Source organism: Ancylobacter sonchi (genome assembly GCF_018390695.1).
In the GTDB taxonomy this organism is placed as follows: Bacteria; Pseudomonadota; Alphaproteobacteria; order Rhizobiales; family Xanthobacteraceae; genus Ancylobacter; species Ancylobacter sonchi.
In genome coordinates this window covers 333,410-348,192 of sequence record NZ_JAHBGF010000036.1, presented here as the reverse complement: position 1 = coordinate 348,192, position 14,783 = coordinate 333,410, and the positions used below count along the sequence as shown (strand labels likewise).

Sequence of the window (14,783 nt, the reverse complement as noted above, 5' to 3'; positions counted from 1 at the left end):
TCAGCTGGCCTCGGCCAGCAGCGACAGCTGGCGCGACGGCACTTCGCCGGTGCGGTCGGTCAGCGGGGTGGGGTACTCGCCGGTGAAGCAGTGGTCGGTAAACTGCGGCGTCACCGGGTCGCGGCCCTCATAGCCCATGGCGCGGTACACGCCGTCGATGGACAGGAAGGACAGGCTGTCGGCACCGATATAGCGGCGCATGCCCTCGACGTCGTGGGTGGCGGCGAGCAGCTTGTCGCGGTCCGGCGTGTCAATGCCGTAGAAGTCGGGATGGGTGATCGGCGGCGAGGAGATGCGGAAATGCACCTCGCGGGCCCCGGCCTCGCGCATCATGCGCACGATTTTGACCGACGTCGTCCCCCGAACGAGGCTGTCGTCGAGCAGCACGATGCTCTTGCCCTCGACCACCGAGCGGTTGGCCGAGTGCTTCATGCGCACGCCCTGGTCGCGCACCGACTGGGTCGGCTGGATGAAGGTACGCCCGACATAGTGGTTGCGGATGATGCCGAGCTCGTAGGGGATGCCGGCGGCCTGCGCGTAGCCGATGGCGGCGGGCACGCCGGAATCCGGCACCGGCACCACGACTTCCGCATTGGCCGGCGACTCCAGCGCCAGCTGCAGGCCGAGCTGCTTGCGCACCTGGTAGACGCTGCGGCCGCCGACGAAGGAATCCGGCCGGGCGAAATAGATGTACTCGAAGATGTCCGGGCGCGGCGCCACCGCCGGGAAGGGCCGCAGCGTCTCCACCTTGTCGGAGGAGAACACGATGACCTCGCCGGGCTCGACGTCCCGCACGAAACGCGCACCGATTATGTCGAGAGCGCAGGTCTCGGAGGTGAGGATCGGGTGGCCGTCGAGCTCGCCGAGCACCAGCGGGCGGATGCCGAGCGGGTCGCGCGCGCCGACCAGCTTCTTGTTGGTGAGGCCGACAAAGGCGTAGGCGCCCTCGATCAGCTTCAGCGCGTCGATGAAGCGCTCGGTGAAGCGCGGGCGCTTGGAGCGGGCGACGAGGTGCAGCATCACCTCGGTATCGGAGGTCGACTGGCAGATGGCGCCGTCGCGGATGATCTGCCGGCGCAGCGTCAGGCCGTTGGTGAGGTTGCCATTATGGGCGATGGCGAAACCACCACCGTCGAGCTCGGCGAACAGCGGCTGCACGTTGCGCAGGATGGTTTCGCCGGTGGTGGAATAGCGGACATGGCCGACCGCGATATGGCCGGGCAGGCGCTTGATCGCCTCGCCGTCGGAGAAGGCGTCGCCGACGAGGCCGAGCCGGCGTTCCGAGTGGAAGCGCTGGCCGTCGAAGGTGACGATGCCGGCGGCTTCCTGGCCGCGATGCTGCAAAGCGTGCAGGCCGAGCGCGGTGATGGCGGCGGCGTCGGGATGGCCGAACACGCCGAACACGCCGCATTCCTCGCGCAGCGTGTCGCCATAGGGGTCGAAAGTGTCGGTTCCCGGCGCGCGCAAAGCGGCTCGTCCACTGCCCGCGAGGTCGATGGCCGAATTCTCAAGGGTCCTATGGGTCATGTGACCTTGCTCCGCTTCACGCAGTCCCGGCTGCGCACGCATCCGCGTGGTGGGTTCCGAAGCACTTTTTGTTGAACGGAAACGGGTTCCCGCTCGCCAAAACGCTCCGGCGTCTTGATCCGAACGCCACAGCGCCGGAAACGATCCCGTCCCGGCGCTGCGTACGAATTCACTGTGCCGGAGGAGCGGCCGGTCCCGGTGCCACGGGCTCCGGGGGAGGTTCGGTCGGTTCGGCGTCCTTCGGGCTGCGAATGTCGCGTATCAGCTTCTCGGGATCTTCCGGCAACACGGAAATGAGCCAGTCGCCCGCACTTTGCAAGACCACCCGCGAATGCGCGTTGCGAATCCAGTCGGGCTGCCCCTGTTCGTTCTGGACCAGCCAGTTGAAGAACAGGAAGGCAACCACCATTATAAGGAATCCGCGTGCGAGACCGAACAGGAAACCCAGCGTGCGGTCGAGCGCGCCGATGCGGCTGTCGAGGATCGCATCCGAGATGCGCACGGTGATGATCGAGACGATCAGCAGCGTCACCAGGAACAGGCCGCCCACCGTCGCCGCCATGGCGAAGGTATCGTTGTTTATGTATTGCTTGGCGTGGGGCAGCAGGTGCGGATAGCCGTACAGTGTCACCACCGCCGCCGCGATCCACGAGGCGATGGCGAAGACTTCGCGCACGAGGCCGCGGACCATGGCCAACAGGCCAGAGATCACCATCACGGCGATGAGGATGATGTCGAGCAGCGTCAAATCTAGCACACCGTGATCGAAGCGATGGCCCGCAGGCAAGACCGCGGGGGCGAATCTGCAAAGTCGGCACCCTGCATGGGCCGGCGAGGTATAGCGCGGCCGGCCTGTCGCGTCATCCCTGTTGCGGCGTCGCGCGGCGCCTGTCCCCGCTCATCGCGCGAAAGGGGCGGCAGAGCGGCGGCGGAGCGGCGTCCGCCACCGTGTGTCACGCCTCCTCCACTGCCCGCGCGTTGCGCCGCGGGCCCCGCGCGGCGATGCCGGCGACGAGGTCGGCCAGAGAGCCGATGACGTCGAGCGGGATCGGCGGGGCGCTGTCGCGCTCGCGTTCCTTGCCGCCGCGTTCCTTGGCCTTGGCGTCCGGCACCACGGCGCGGGCGAAGCCGAGCTTGGCGGCTTCCTTCAGCCGCGCCGGGGCGTGCGGCACCGGACGCGCGGCGCCGGTGAGGCTGATCTCGCCGAAATACACGCTGTCGGCCGGCAGCACCGCGCCCGACAGCGAGGAGACGAGCGCTGCCGCCACGGCGAGGTCGGCGGCCGGCTCGGAGATGCGGAAGCCGCCCGCGACGTTGAGATGCACGTCGTGGCCGCCGAGCTTGATGCCGCAGCGCGCCTCCAGCACCGCCAGCACCATGGAGAGCCGCGAGGGATCCCAGCCGACCACCGCGCGGCGCGGCGTGCCGAGGCTGGTCGGCACCACCAGCGCCTGGATCTCCACCAGCACCGGGCGCGTGCCCTCCATGCCGGCATAGACCGCCGTGCCCGGCGCGCCGCGGTCGCGGTTGGAAAGGAACAGCTCGGAGGGGTTCGGCACCTCGGAGAGACCGAGCCCGGTCATCTCGAACACGCCGATCTCGTCGGTCGGCCCGAAGCGGTTCTTCTGCGCCCGCAGGATGCGGAACTGGTGCGCGCCGTCGCCCTCGAAGGAGAGCACCGCGTCGACCATGTGCTCGACCACGCGCGGACCGGCGATCTGCCCGTCCTTGGTGACATGGCCGACCAGGATGACGGCCGCGCCGGCCTGCTTGGCGTAGCGGATCAGGATCTGCGCCGAGGAGCGCACCTGCGTCACCGTTCCCGGCGCCGATTCGGCGGTGTCGGTCCACATGGTCTGGATCGAATCGATCACCACCAGCACCGGGGTGCGGCCCTGCGACAGCGTGGCGGCGATGTCCTCGACATTGGTTTCCGCCGCCAGCTCCACCGGCGCGTTGGCGAGGCCGAGCCGGTCGGCGCGCAGCCGCACCTGCTCGACCGCCTCTTCGCCGGAGACATAGATGACGCGGTGGCCGGCGCGGGCCAGCGTTGCTGAGACCTGGATCAGCAGCGTCGACTTGCCGATGCCGGGATCGCCGCCGATCAGCAGCACCGAGCCGGGCACGATGCCGCCGCCGGCGACGCGGTCGAATTCGGCGATGTGCGTCTGGGTGCGCGGCGGGCTGTCATTGGTGCCGGCGAGCGATTGCAGTTCGATCAGCCGCCCCTTGCGGCCGGAGCGGTGCGCTGCCGGCAGGGTGACGGCGGCGGGGGATTCCTCGGCGATGCTGTTCCAGGCGCCGCAGGATTCGCATTTGCCCTGCCAGCGGGAATGCAGCGCGCCGCAGGCCTGGCAGATGAAGGAGGTGGTCTTCTTGGCCATGGACTGCGGACACCTGTCGGCGAGGAACAATGTTCCCCTTATGTCTCATCCCTGCCGTCCGGCGCAAGGCGGGCGGCGGTCAGGCCCAGCGCCGATGGAAGCGCCGGCCCAGCGAGGTCAGCACCTCATAGCCGATGGTTTGCGCATGACGGGCGAGGTCGTCGACGCCGATGCCCTCGCCGATCAGCGTCGCGACATCGCCGGGGCGGACGGCATCCTCCGGCAGGTCGGTGATGTCTACCGTCATCAGGTCCATGGAGATGCGCCCGGCGAGCGGGCAGCGCCGGCCGGCGATCACCACCTCGGCGCCGACCTGTGTATCGGAGGAGCCGGCGAGGCGGGGAATGCCGTCGGCATAGCCGGCCGCGAGGACGGCGACGCGGGTGGGCCGCCGCGCCGTCTGCGCCGCGCCATAGCCGATGGTCTCGCCCTCATGTACCTCGCGGATCTGCGCGATCCGCAGATCGAGCCGCACTACCGGGCGCAGCGGGGCGCGGTCGCTGCGGAAGCGTCCGCCATAGAGCGCGATGCCGGGCCGGACCATGTCGAAATGCAGCGCCTTGTCGCCCAGCGCGCCCGCCGAATTGGCGAGCGAGGCTCGCACCCCGGGGAACAGCGCCGCGACGGCGCGGAAGTCCTCCAGCTGGCGCGCGGTGAGCGGGTGGTCGAGCTCGTCGGCGCAGGCAAGGTGGCTCATCACCAGCACCAGCGGGAAGCCGAGCTCGTCGCGTGCCTCGGCGAGGCTGATTGCTTCCGCCGGCGAGACGCCGAGCCGGTTCATGCCGGTATCCACATGCAGCGCGGCGGGGAGGGGGCGACCGACCCCGGCACAGTAGCTCCGCCAGCGCTCGATTTCGTCCTGACTGCCCAGGACCGGCCTGAGATCGTACTCATCGTACACCTCATCGGTCCCGGCGAAGAGGCCGTTGAGCACGAAGATCTCCGCCTTGGGGAGCAGGTCGCGCAGCCGTCGCGCCTCGGCGAGCAGGGCGACGAAGAAGCTGCGGGCGCCGGCCTCCCACAGTGCCGCCGCCACCGGCTCCAGCCCGGTGCCATAGGCGTCGGCCTTCAGCACAGCGGCGCAGGCGGCGGGGGCCACACGTGCGGCGATTTCTGCGTAATTATCTGAAATCGCTCGCAGATCGATGGTAAGCCGGCCGCCGGCCGCGCCGCTCGACAGGGAGGCATCAGCCATGGCGCACCTCAGTCATGCGCCGGCAGGCGGTCGCTCGACGCCAGCGTCGAGAAGCGCGTGTACTGGGCTTCGAAGGCGACCTTGACCGTGCCGGTGGGGCCGTGACGCTGCTTGCCGATGATCACCTCGGCGACGCCCTGGGCCGCCTTCATGTCCTGGTCCCACTTGAACCATTCCTCGGTGCCTTCCTTCGGCTCCTTGCTCTTCAGATAGTATTCCTCACGGAAAACGAACATCACCACGTCGGCGTCCTGCTCGATCGAGCCGGATTCACGAAGATCTGAGAGCTGGGGGCGCTTGTCGTCGCGCGATTCAACCTGACGCGACAGCTGGGACAATGCCATGATCGGTACGCCGAGTTCTTTGGCGAGCGCCTTCAGGCCAGTAGTGATCTCGGTGATTTCCTGCACACGATTTTGCGACGAGCTCTTGGAGGAGCCGGTTAGCAGCTGCAGATAGTCCACCACCATGAAGTCAAGGCCGCGCTGGCGCTTCAATCGGCGGGCGCGGGCGCGCAATTGCGCGATGGAGATGCCGCCGGTGTCGTCGATGTAGAGCGGGATAGTCTGCATCATCTGGGCGCAACTGGCGAGCTTGTCGAACTCGTGCTCGGAGATGTCGCCACGGCGGATCTTGTAGGAGGCGATCTCGGCCTGCTCGGCGAGGATACGGGTGGCCAATTGTTCGGCCGACATTTCCAGCGAGAAGAAGCCGACCACCCCGCCGTCCTTCGCGCGGATGGAGCCGTCCGGCAACGTCTCGGACTGGTAGGCGGCGGCGACGTTGAAAGCGATGTTGGTGGCGAGCGAGGTCTTTCCCATCGCCGGGCGGCCGGCGAGGATGATCAGGTCGGAGGGCTGTAGTCCGCCCATCATCTGGTCGAGATCGTCGAGGCCCGAGGCGGTGCCTGACAGGTGCCCGTCGCGCTGGAAGGCGCGGCTCGCCATGTCGACGGCTTCCTTCAGCGCGTCGTTGAAGCGCAGGAAGCCGCCATCGTAGCGCCCGGTCTCGGCCAACTCGTAGAGGCGCTTTTCCGCTTCCTCGATCTGCTGCTGTGGCGTCGAATCGATAGGCGCGTCAAAGGCTTCGTTCACCACCTCCTCGCCGATGGAGATGAGGTCGCGCCGCACCGCGAGGTCGTAGATGGTGCGCCCGTAGTCCTCGGCGTTGATGATGGTCGTCGCCTCGGCGGCGAGGCGGGCGAGATATTGCGGCGCCGTGAGGCCGCCAATGTCGAGTTCGGCCGGCAGGAAGGTCTTCAACGTCACCGGGGTCGCCACCTTGCCGGCGCGGATCAGCGCGCCGGAGGTCTCGTAGACGGCGGTGTGCACGGGATCGAAGAAATGCCGGGGCTGCAGGAAGTCGGAGACGCGGTAGAACGCCTCATTGTTCACCAGAATGGCGCCGAGCAGCGCCTGCTCAGCCTCGATATTGTGAGGGGCCGTGCGGTAATGCGGTTCGGACGCGACGGCGGGGCGCGCGGGGGAATCGAGCATGACGGCTCCGGGTACGGCTGAACGAGCAGGGGAAGGTTAACGCATCCTTAACCCGACATCGCCCTCAAACTGCGACGTGGGTACCGGCTGCGCCGCTCGTGTGCCCGTCCAGACGTAAATGCGGGGATAACGGGGACGCGTCGTCCCCGCCTATTCACCCGCCAGCCGCAGACCCGGCCGATTCTGCCGCTCCATCGCCTTCAGGTCCGCCTCGGCCTCGGCGATATAGTTGCGGGTCATCGGCACCGCTCCCTCGCGCTTGGCGAGCTGGATCTGGAAGATCATCATCCCCTGGTGGCGGAACGCCATCTCGGAGGCGGCGAGGTAGAATTCGAACATCCGCACGAAGCGCTCGTCATAGATGCGCTCGACCTCCTCGCGATGGGCGAGGAAGCGCTCGCGCCAGGCCTTCAGCGTCTCGGCATAATGCAGGCGCAGCAGTTCGATGTCGGTGACGAGCAGGCCGGCCCGCTCGATCGCCGGCAGCACCTCGGAGAGCGCCGGGATGTAGCCGCCGGGGAAGATGTATTTGGCGATCCACGGATTGGTGATGCCCGGTCCCTCGGAGCGGCCGATGGAGTGGATAAGCGCCACGCCGTCGTCCTTCAGCAGCCCGGCGACCTTGGAGAAGTACTCGTCGTAATGGCCGATGCCGACATGCTCGAACATGCCGACCGAGACGATGCGATCGAACGGGCCGGGGACATCGCGATAATCCTGCAGCCGGAATTCCGCGCGATCGGCGAGGTTACGCTCGTCGGCCCGGCACTGGGCAACGCCGAGCTGCTCTTGCGAGAGCGTGACGCCGGTGACGCGGGCGCCGGCGTTCTCGGCGAGGTAGAGCCCCATGCCGCCCCAGCCGCAACCGATGTCGAGCACGCTGAGGTCGGCGCGATTGAACAGTAGCTTGGCAGCGATGTGGCGCTTCTTGGCGAGCTGGGCATCGTCCAGCGTCTGGTCGGCGCGCTCGAAATAGGCGCAGGAATATTGCCGGTCGGCGTCGAGAAACAGCGAATAGAGCCGCCCGTCGAGATCGTAGTGATGCGCTACGTTCTTCTGAGAGCGGTCGCGGGGATTGAACTGCGCGAGGCGACGGAACAGAAAGCGTAGCTTCATCAATGTCTTGGCGGGAGCGCTCGGCACCTGGAGGCCGACCTGCGCCATCAGCAGCGCCAGAAGGTCGGCGATGTCGCCGTTATCGACGACGATGCCGCCTTCCATATAGGCCTCGCCGAACTTGAGCTCGGGATCGAGAGCGACCTGCTTTTGCCAGTTGGGGGAGGTGAAACGCAGCACCAGCGGCTTGCCGGTCCCATCACCGAAGACGACCTTTTCGCCGGAGGCGAAGACGACAGTAAGCGAACCGCTACGGACGACGCGGGCTAGCGCGCTCCTGAGCAACCGTTCCATCGGCCAGCTCCACAATACCAGCAGTCCCGCAGCCGAGACTGCTTGCCCAATCACAGGGCATGTCTGGATTTGATGCTTTTCATTGCATCACAACATCGCCACCCTCGCAACACGCAGATTTTCCATTCAGAACGCAAAAAAGCCCGGTCGCGAACGACCGGGCTACATATTTAGGCCGATAACGTAAGGTTACTTACGCGGCGTCAGCTTCAGGCCTGCTCGGCCTCTTCGGTCTCAGCCGATTCGTCCGCCTCGGCGACTTCCTCGTCCTCGTCCTCGTCGTCGCGGACGATCGACAGGTCTTCGCCGCGCGACTGGCGAGCGGCCTCTTCAGCGCTGCGGGCGACGTTCGCCTTGACCGTCACTTCGACTTCCGGGTGCAGGGTGACCGGCACGCTGTGGACGCCGATGGTCTTGATCGGGTGGTTGAGCACGATCTGCGAGCGGGCGACGGTGAAGCCGGTGGCGGTCAGCGCGTCGGCGAGGTCGCGGCTCGACACCGAGCCGTAGAGCTGGCCGGTCTCGCCGGCCTGGCGCACCAGCACCACTTCGGTGCCGCTGAGCTTTTCGCCGACCTTGGCCGCCTCGTTCTTCAGTTCGAGGTTACGGACCTCGAGCTGGGCCTTCATGGTCTCGAAGCGGGCCTTGTTGTCCTTGGTGGCGCGCAGCGCCTTGCCTTCCGGCAGCAGGAAATTGCGCGCGAAGCCGTCCTTCACGCGGACAACTTCACCCATCTGGCCGAGCTTGGCCACGCGTTCCAGCAGAATCACTTCCATCTTGGTTCTCCTTCAGTGCAGTCGATTTCGAGAGGGTTCACATGTCGTTGGCGGCGGGCGGTCCGCCACGGCCGCCCTTGCGGGGAAACCGGGCGCGCACGCCGAACAGGGTCTCGGCGAGGCCGAGCAGGGCGAGGGCGGCGAAGGGCCAGCCAAGGGCGAGCGCGGCAAGCCACACCGTGCCGATGACGAGGCCGCGCCCCGGTGCCCCGCGGGTGACGGCGTGCACCACCGCCATGCCGAGCAGGCCGAAGGCCAGCAGCAGCGTCGCGGCGAGCAGTTCCACCAGCAGGCCGACAAAGCCGGAGGTGATGGCGGCGCCGAGGAAGGTGCCGACCAGCAGCACCGCGGCGGTGCGGGGCAGCACCATGGCGGAGAGGTCCGGCCAGGGCCGCATCAGCCGGCCCGACATCCGGGCGACATGGGCGGCGAGCCAGAGGTTGACCAGCTGTGTCGCCATGGTCACCACCGCCGCGGCCGGCGGCATCACGGCGACGAGAAGATCGGCAAGGCGTTCGGCATCCGGGCCGGCTTCCCCGGCCCGCTCGGTGAGCATGGCCTGGAACAGGCTGCGCAGCGCCGCTTCATAGTCAGCGAAATCGCCGGCGATGAGCGGGATCAGCGAGGCGACCGCCAGCGAGCCGAGCACGGCCGCCGCCAGCACCAGCCGGCCGACCGGAAACCATTCCAGCGGGGCGTCGGGCGCCTCATGCCGCGCCATCAGCGCGAGATAGGCCATGACATAGGCCGGCAGTCCGACGCCGGCGACATAGGCCAGCATCAGTTCGAGCCCGAAGAACACGCCGGCGAGCACGGCTGCGGTGGAGGCGGCGACCAGGGCGGCCAACTGCGACCAGCCGAGGCCGGCGATCAGCACCGGCAGGGGGGCGAGATAGAACAGCGGCACGGCCAAAGCGCTGCCGGTCGCGACCGCGGCGACCATCAGGGCGGACGCCGCACCGGCGCCGAACGCTATGAGCAAGATCATCATCATCGACGAGCTGTCCCGCTCCTTGGGGCGGTTAGAAGCGGAGCAAAGGTCCGCCTCAGCTGTGGGCCGGCGGGACAATCCCGTGGGCCGGTCGGAAACATTTCAGGCGAAGACCCCCGGCATGGCTGCCGGGGGTCGAAGGTCACGCGATCAGCGGATCACGAAGGGCAGCAGGCCGAGGAAGCGGGCACGCTTGATGGCAGCCGCGAGCTCGCGCTGCTTCTTGGCGGAAACCGCCGTGATGCGGGACGGAACGATCTTGCCGCGCTCGGAAATGTAGCGCTGCAGCAGACGTACGTCCTTGTAGTCGATCTTCGGGGCGTTGGCGCCGGAGAACGGGCAGGTCTTGCGACGACGGAAGAAAGGACGGCGAGCGCCGCCCGCGGCGGAACCGCCGGTGCTACCGAAAGCCATCATTCACTCTCCACATTGGCGTTGGCTTCTTCACGGTCACGGCGCGGGGGACGATCGTCCCGGCCACCGCCGAAGCCGCGCCCACCGCCGCCGAAGCCGCGGTCGCCACCGAAGCCGCGGTCGCCACGCTCGCCGCGATCGTCACGATCGCGCTTCTGCAGCATGACCGACTGGCCTTCCTCGAGTTCCTCGACCCGGATGGTGAGGAAGCGCAGGACGTCCTCGTCGATGCGCATCTGGCGCTCCATCTCGGCGACCGCCGGAGCCGGGGCGTCGATGTTGAGCAGCGAGAAGTGAGCCTTGCGGTTCTTGCGGACGCGATAGGTGAGCGTCTTCACGCCCCAATATTCGGTCTTGGAGACCGAACCACCATTCGCCTCGATCACGCCCTTGAAACGGGCGGTCAGTTCCTCGACCTGCTGCGCCGTTACGTCCTGGCGCGCGAGGAACACATGCTCATAAAGAGCCATGTCTCGTGCCTTTCCTTTTGTTTCCGCACTATTGCGGCTATCGTCCCGACGCCGAGCCCTTCGAGCCCCGGAAAGGCTCGAACAATCTCGAAGGCGGGGACACGGGACGCGCGGAAATCTCGTGAATTCCGACGTCGCGACGAGCGCGACCGTCCGTTCAGCCCCCGGCCGGGACCGACAGTGCGCGCGCTTATACGCGAAAATGCCGGGAAATCAAGGCTGGCGGCCGCGCGGGCCCAATGCCTATCCCGGTGCCGTCACGCTCTTCGCCACGGTCTAGTCTGTGGGCGAGCGGCGACTTCCGGTTGCTTTCGGCCGCGCCCATGCTTGACAGCGCGGGCAGGCCGGTGTTCCTGCCCGCGCTTAATTCGTTAACCTGCGGACCATATCTGCATGAGCACAGCTTTCGTTTTCCCCGGACAGGGCAGCCAGGTCGTCGGCATGGGCAAGTCGCTCGCCGACAACTTCGCGGTCGCGCGTGATGTCTTTGCGCAGGTCGACGAGGCGCTCGGCGAAAAGCTGTCCGCGGTGCTGTGGGACGGTCCGATCGAGACGCTGACCCTGACCGCCAATGCCCAGCCGGCGCTGATGGCGACCTCGCTCGCGGCGATCCGCGTGCTGGAGGCCGAGGTGGGGCTGGACCTTGCCCGCGACGCGGCCTTCGTGGCCGGCCATTCGCTTGGCGAATATTCGGCGCTTGCCGCCGCCGGCGCATTCTCCATCGGCGACGCGGCACGTCTGCTGCGCCTGCGCGGCATTGCGATGCAGTCGGCCACGCCGGTGGGCACCGGCGCGATGGCGGCGATCCTCGGCCTCGACTACGACAAGGTGGTCGCGGTGGCTGCGGAGGCCGCGCAGGGGCAAGTCTGCGATATCGCCAACGACAATGCCCCGGGGCAGGTCGTGGTGTCCGGCGACGTGGCGGCCGTGGAGCGTGCGGTCGAGATCGCCAAGCGCGAGGGTGCCGCCCGCGCGATTCTGCTTTCCGTCTCCGCTCCCTTCCATTGCCGGCTGATCGCTTCCGCCGCCGAGGCGATGCGCGAGGCGCTGGCCTCGGTCGAGGTCGCCACGCCGAAGGTGCCGGTCGTCGCCAATGTGACCGCCGCCCCGGTGACGGATCCGGCGGTGATCCGCGAACTTCTCGTGCGCCAGGTGACCGGTACGGTGCGCTGGCGCGAATCCGTCGCCTTCATGGCCGAGCAGGGCGTGACCCGTCTCGTCGAGGTCGGGGCCGGCAAGGTACTGTCCGGCCTCACCAAGCGTATCGCCCGGCAGGTCGCCTCGGCCAATGTCGGCACCGCCGAGGACGTGGCGGCCTTCACCGCGTCCCCCGCCTCGGCCTGAGCAGCAGGAGTTTTCATGTTCGACCTGACCGGCAAGACCGCTCTCGTCACCGGTGCCACGGGCGGCATCGGCGGCGCCATCGCCAAGGGCCTCCATGCGCGTGGCGCGACCGTCGCCCTCTCCGGCACCCGTCGCGAGGCGCTGGACGCGCTGGCCGGCGAGCTCGGCGAGCGCACCGTGGTGCTGCCGTGCAACCTCGCCTCGACCGAAGAGGTCGAGGCCCTGGTGCCGTCCGCCGAAGAGGCGTTCGGCGGCAATCTCGACATTCTCGTCAACAATGCCGGCATCACCCGTGACGCGCTGTTCGTGCGCATCTCCGACGAGGCGTGGGATACGGTGATCGCGGTGAACCTCACCGCCGGCTTCCGCCTGATGCGGGCGGCCGCGCGCAACATGATGCGCCGCCGTTCCGGCCGCATCATCGGCATCACCTCCATCGTCGGCGTCACCGGCAATGCCGGCCAGGGCAACTATGCCGCGGCCAAGGCGGGCATGATCGGCATGTCGAAGGCACTGGCCAAGGAAGTGGCGGCGCGCGGGGTCACGGTGAACTGCATCGCGCCCGGCTTCATCGCCACGCCGATGACCGATGTGCTGAACGACAAGACCAAGGACGCGATTCTCTCCTCGGTGCCGGCCGCGCGCCTCGGCACCCCGGAAGACATCGCCGCCGCCGCCGTCTATCTCGCCTCCGACGAGGCCGGCTATGTCACGGGCCAGACGCTGCACGTGAACGGCGGCATGGCGATGATCTGATCAAAGCCGCTGAATCCGGCCATTCCGGTGCCCGCGGGGGCGCTGGTTTTGCCGGATGAAGTGTGCTAACGACCGCCTCGGCTCACAGGGGGCCGGACGCCGCACGCAAGGTGCGAGTCGTCCGCGACATCCTCTAATCGGGGCAGATAAGCGGGCTGTTCATCCGGAGTTCCGGGCGACGGCCGAAATTGAAACAACGTAGCAACCTCCTGATACGGACGAGGGTGAACCGATGAGCGATATTGCCGAGCGCGTGAAGAAAATCGTCGCCGAGCACCTGGGCGTGGAGCCCGAGAAGGTGACTGAGAATGCCAGCTTCATCGACGATCTCGGCGCAGACAGCCTCGACACTGTCGAGCTGGTGATGGCCTTCGAAGAGGCCTTCAATTGCGAGATCCCCGACGACGCCGCCGAGACGATCCTGACCGTCGGCGACGCGATCAAGTTCCTTGAAAAGAACGCCGCCTGAGGGTGGTGGAACGCGGCCGCGATGGCCGGTTTTCCCTCGGGGAGAACGCCGTCGCGGCACGCTGTGCTCCTGCTTCCGGAGAGATTGAATGAGGCGTGTCGTCGTTACCGGCCTTGGCATGGTGACGCCGCTTGGTTGCGGCGTCGATACCAGCTGGAAGAACATCCTGGCGGGCAAGAGCGGCGCGCGCGTCATCGAGAATTTCCCGGTAGACGACCTGCCCTGCAGGATCGCCTGCCAGGTTCCGCGCGGCGACGGCTCCGCCGGCAGCTTCAATCCCGACGAGTGGATGGAGCCGAAGGAGCAGCGCAAGGTCGACGACTTCATCATCTACGCGATGGCGGCGGCCAAGCAGGCGCTGGACGATGCCGACTGGCATCCCTCGACCTATGAGGATCAGATCGTCTCGGGCGTGCTGATCGGCTCCGGCATCGGCGGCCTGCAGGGCATCGCCGAGACCAGCCTGCTTTTGCAGGAGCGCGGTCCGCGCCGGGTCTCCCCCTTCTTCATTCCCGGCCGCCTGATCAATCTTGCCGGCGGTTATGTCTCGATCGCGCACGGTCTCAAGGGGCCGAATCACGCGGTGGTCACCGCCTGCTCGACCGGCGCCCATGCCATCGGCGATGCGGCGCGTCTCGTCGCGCTCGGCGATGCCGACGTGATGGTGGCGGGCGGTACAGAATCGCCGGTCAGCCGAATCGGCCTTGCCGGTTTCGCTGCCTGCCGCGCTTTGTCGACGAGCTACAACGACACGCCGGAAAAGGCCTCGCGCCCCTATGACAAGGATCGCGATGGCTTCGTCATGGGCGAGGGGGCTGGCGTCGTCGTGGTCGAGGCGCTCGAGCACGCGCTGGCGCGCGGCGCCAAGATCTATGGCGAGGTCGTCGGCTACGGCATGTCCGGCGACGCCTTCCACATCACCGCTCCCTCGGAGGATGGCGACGGCGCCTATCGTTGCATGGGCGCGGCGCTGAAGCGGGCCGGCATCTCGGCCTCCGAGATCGACTACATCAACGCCCACGGCACCTCGACCATGGCGGACGAGATCGAGCTGGGCGCGGTGCAGCGCCTGGTCGGCAATGCGGCGGCGACCATCTCGATGTCCTCGACCAAGTCGTCGATCGGCCATCTTCTCGGCGCGGCCGGCGCGGTGGAAGCCATCTTCTCGCTGCTGGCCATTCGCGACCAGATCGTGCCGCCGACCATCAACCTCGACAACCCGTCGATGGAGACGGCGATCGATCTCGTTCCGCACACGCCGCGTGAGCGACAGGTGGATTATGCCCTGTCGAACTCCTTCGGCTTCGGCGGGACCAATGCCTCGCTGGTGTTCAAGCGCTACGCGCATTGAACGGACGATGCCGATCTGCCTGTGGGGAAGTTGCGAGCCGGCTTCCCGCTTTCGCCATATTTGGAGGTAGTCTGCCTCCTGCGTCGTGCGGCCCCGCAGGCGCTGCGACCCGGCCCTCCGGGCGGGATCGCGAATTAGGCATAGGCGGCATGGACCGCCCGGCGGATTCGATCGATCCGCCCGGAACAGGCTTTCTGCGA

At 67.5% G+C, this 14,783-nt stretch carries 14 protein-coding genes; 4 read left to right on the top strand and 10 right to left on the bottom strand.

Annotated elements, in window-relative coordinates; genetic code table 11:
- The 10 genes from purF to rpsF all read right to left on the bottom strand — a co-directional run bounded on the left by purF (position 1) and on the right by rpsF (position 10,663).
- The gene (gene purF, locus KHC28_RS22390) at positions 1 to 1,527 is read right to left on the bottom strand and encodes an amidophosphoribosyltransferase (RefSeq protein ID WP_214010566.1); all 1,527 of its coding nucleotides are present in this window, start codon (positions 1,525 to 1,527) and stop codon (positions 1 to 3) included.
- Between the two features lie 169 nt (positions 1,528 to 1,696).
- Complete coding sequence (locus tag KHC28_RS22385; RefSeq protein ID WP_214010565.1) at positions 1,697 to 2,275, bottom strand: CvpA family protein; 579 nt, start codon at positions 2,273 to 2,275, stop codon at positions 1,697 to 1,699.
- A gap of 205 nt (positions 2,276 to 2,480) precedes the next feature.
- Positions 2,481 to 3,911, bottom strand: a complete 1,431-nt coding sequence (gene radA, locus KHC28_RS22380; protein ID WP_214010564.1) for a DNA repair protein RadA — start codon at positions 3,909 to 3,911, stop codon at positions 2,481 to 2,483.
- A gap of 79 nt (positions 3,912 to 3,990) precedes the next feature.
- On the bottom strand, positions 3,991 to 5,106 hold the full coding sequence (gene alr / locus KHC28_RS22375; RefSeq protein ID WP_214010563.1) for an alanine racemase: 1,116 nt from the start codon (positions 5,104 to 5,106) through the stop codon (positions 3,991 to 3,993).
- Positions 5,107 to 5,114: 8 nt separating this feature from the next.
- On the bottom strand, positions 5,115 to 6,602 hold the full coding sequence (locus tag KHC28_RS22370; protein WP_214010562.1) for a replicative DNA helicase: 1,488 nt from the start codon (positions 6,600 to 6,602) through the stop codon (positions 5,115 to 5,117).
- 150 nt (positions 6,603 to 6,752) lie between these two features.
- Positions 6,753 to 8,012 carry a cyclopropane fatty acid synthase gene (locus tag KHC28_RS22365; protein ID WP_214010561.1) on the bottom strand — a complete coding sequence of 420 codons (1,260 nt, stop codon included), beginning with the start codon at positions 8,010 to 8,012 and terminating at the stop codon, positions 6,753 to 6,755.
- A 209-nt stretch (positions 8,013 to 8,221) separates the two neighbouring features.
- Positions 8,222 to 8,788, bottom strand: a complete 567-nt coding sequence (gene rplI / locus KHC28_RS22360; protein WP_214010560.1) for a 50S ribosomal protein L9 — start codon at positions 8,786 to 8,788, stop codon at positions 8,222 to 8,224.
- 37 nt (positions 8,789 to 8,825) lie between these two features.
- Positions 8,826 to 9,782, bottom strand: coding sequence for a DUF2232 domain-containing protein (locus KHC28_RS22355; protein ID WP_214010559.1), 957 nt, complete (start codon positions 9,780 to 9,782; stop codon positions 8,826 to 8,828).
- A 147-nt stretch (positions 9,783 to 9,929) separates the two neighbouring features.
- Complete coding sequence (rpsR, locus tag KHC28_RS22350; protein ID WP_213363885.1) at positions 9,930 to 10,193, bottom strand: 30S ribosomal protein S18; 264 nt, start codon at positions 10,191 to 10,193, stop codon at positions 9,930 to 9,932.
- A complete protein-coding gene (gene rpsF / locus KHC28_RS22345) occupies positions 10,193 to 10,663 on the bottom strand; it encodes a 30S ribosomal protein S6 (protein ID WP_214010558.1) in 471 nt (156 codons plus the stop codon). The genes rpsR and rpsF overlap by 1 nt, the downstream gene beginning before the upstream one ends.
- 393 nt (positions 10,664 to 11,056) lie before the next feature.
- Between rpsF and fabD the strand changes: the two genes are divergently transcribed.
- The 4 genes from fabD (at position 11,057) to fabF (ending at position 14,583) form a co-directional block, all read left to right on the top strand.
- Positions 11,057 to 12,007 carry an ACP S-malonyltransferase gene (gene fabD / locus KHC28_RS22340; RefSeq protein WP_214010557.1) on the top strand — a complete coding sequence of 317 codons (951 nt, stop codon included), beginning with the start codon at positions 11,057 to 11,059 and terminating at the stop codon, positions 12,005 to 12,007.
- 15 nt (positions 12,008 to 12,022) lie between these two features.
- The gene (fabG, locus tag KHC28_RS22335; protein ID WP_214010556.1) at positions 12,023 to 12,763 is read left to right on the top strand and encodes a 3-oxoacyl-[acyl-carrier-protein] reductase; all 741 of its coding nucleotides are present in this window, start codon (positions 12,023 to 12,025) and stop codon (positions 12,761 to 12,763) included.
- Positions 12,764 to 12,995: 232 nt separating this feature from the next.
- Positions 12,996 to 13,232 (top strand): acyl carrier protein, encoded by a 237-nt coding sequence (locus KHC28_RS22330; RefSeq protein WP_013165911.1) that lies wholly within the window; start codon positions 12,996 to 12,998, stop codon positions 13,230 to 13,232.
- Between the two features lie 88 nt (positions 13,233 to 13,320).
- Complete coding sequence (gene fabF, locus KHC28_RS22325; protein WP_214010555.1) at positions 13,321 to 14,583, top strand: beta-ketoacyl-ACP synthase II; 1,263 nt, start codon at positions 13,321 to 13,323, stop codon at positions 14,581 to 14,583.
- The last annotated feature ends 200 nt before the right edge of the window (positions 14,584 to 14,783 follow it).

Coding starts and splice junctions, on each gene's coding strand:
- purF (WP_214010566.1), bottom strand. CDS start 1,527: ATGACCCATAGGACCCTTGAGAATTCGGCCATCGACCTCGCGGGCAGT.
- radA (WP_214010564.1), bottom strand. CDS start 3,911: ATGGCCAAGAAGACCACCTCCTTCATCTGCCAGGCCTGCGGCGCGCTG.
- alr (WP_214010563.1), bottom strand. CDS start 5,106: ATGGCTGATGCCTCCCTGTCGAGCGGCGCGGCCGGCGGCCGGCTTACC.
- KHC28_RS22370 (WP_214010562.1), bottom strand. CDS start 6,602: ATGCTCGATTCCCCCGCGCGCCCCGCCGTCGCGTCCGAACCGCATTAC.
- KHC28_RS22365 (WP_214010561.1), bottom strand. CDS start 8,012: ATGGAACGGTTGCTCAGGAGCGCGCTAGCCCGCGTCGTCCGTAGCGGT.
- rplI (WP_214010560.1), bottom strand. CDS start 8,788: ATGGAAGTGATTCTGCTGGAACGCGTGGCCAAGCTCGGCCAGATGGGT.
- KHC28_RS22355 (WP_214010559.1), bottom strand. CDS start 9,782: ATGATGATGATCTTGCTCATAGCGTTCGGCGCCGGTGCGGCGTCCGCC.
- rpsR (WP_213363885.1), bottom strand. CDS start 10,193: ATGGCTTTCGGTAGCACCGGCGGTTCCGCCGCGGGCGGCGCTCGCCGT.
- rpsF (WP_214010558.1), bottom strand. CDS start 10,663: ATGGCTCTTTATGAGCATGTGTTCCTCGCGCGCCAGGACGTAACGGCG.
- fabD (WP_214010557.1), top strand. CDS start 11,057: ATGAGCACAGCTTTCGTTTTCCCCGGACAGGGCAGCCAGGTCGTCGGC.
- fabG (WP_214010556.1), top strand. CDS start 12,023: ATGTTCGACCTGACCGGCAAGACCGCTCTCGTCACCGGTGCCACGGGC.
- KHC28_RS22330 (WP_013165911.1), top strand. CDS start 12,996: ATGAGCGATATTGCCGAGCGCGTGAAGAAAATCGTCGCCGAGCACCTG.
- fabF (WP_214010555.1), top strand. CDS start 13,321: ATGAGGCGTGTCGTCGTTACCGGCCTTGGCATGGTGACGCCGCTTGGT.